Consider the following 1,051-nt stretch of genomic DNA (forward strand, 5'->3'; position numbering starts at 1 on the left):
CTTTCACCCTTACTTTTGTCTCTAGTGCTGCTCTGTTTCTGATTCACGGCAAAACCCTGTTTTTTAGCTTAAGTGCTTTGCCAGATGGCTATGTTGCTGTAGTGGAACGCTTTAGACAATCTCTGGACAGTGGTTCCAATGAAAGCTTTAGCATTATCGAACTAGTAGAGAACTTTGTGTTTCCAGTTCATTCCCTAGATGCAGCTTTTAATAATCATTATCCAATGCGGCTATTTCTGGATATCTACTATGGGGTGCTTTCCTTAATACCGGAGCGTCTGACTAATATGGAGTTCCCAGAAACCCTATCCTTTGAGAATACAGCAAATATCATAGGCTCCAATGAGTTTGCTATACCACCAGGTATACTGGCCTTTGGTATCTATAGTATGTCTTGGGTCGGACTAATTATCATATCGTTGAGCTTTGGTTGGATTGGTCGTTATCTACAAACTATTTTTAATAATCAGCTACATACAATATACTGGATGCCATTTGTTTACATTTTAACAGCTGTAACCTGGATAGATTTTATTACCTTTGGTGACCCAGAGGCTTACCTAATTGCTAATTTTTGGTTTTTTGCGGCTATGGGTCTATTACTATCTTTCGTTAGCAAAGTTTATTGGAAAAAGAACTATAAACTATGAAAATACTATATCTTACCACTGGAGTCTCTATAGGAGGTGCGGAGTTGATGTTATATCATCTCCTATCCAAGATCAACCGAAACCGCTTTAGTCCAGTGGTATTGTCTCTAATGGGGCATGATACGGTAGGCGATCGCATTGAATCTTTGGGTATACCTGTTGCTCATATTGGTCTTGAACCAGGAAAGGTTCCAACCCTGAAAGCATTTTCTAAGTTAATTAATACGGTGAATACTTTCAAGCCTGACGTAATTCAGGGATGGATGTATCACGGAAATATAGCTGCCAAATTAGCTAGTAGTTTTTATTCCCATAAAATTCCACTTTTGTGGAGCATTCATCATTCAGTTTATTCCTTGTCATCTGAGAATAAAATGACAGCATCTCTGATTAAAAGTGGT

General features: G+C 38.4%; 2 protein-coding genes. Both read left to right on the top strand.

The features are described from left to right. Positions 1 to 650: hypothetical protein (locus F6K51_RS38075; RefSeq protein WP_293031557.1), on the top strand; the 650-nt coding region annotated here is incomplete at its 5' end. Beyond that, the coding region (locus F6K51_RS38080; protein WP_293031560.1) for a glycosyltransferase at positions 647 to 1,051 on the top strand (405 nt) is incomplete at its 3' end. The genes F6K51_RS38075 and F6K51_RS38080, both read left to right, overlap by 4 nt.

The organism is Moorena sp. SIO3I8 (genome assembly GCF_010692325.1).
Classification (GTDB): domain Bacteria; phylum Cyanobacteriota; class Cyanobacteriia; order Cyanobacteriales; family Coleofasciculaceae; genus Moorena.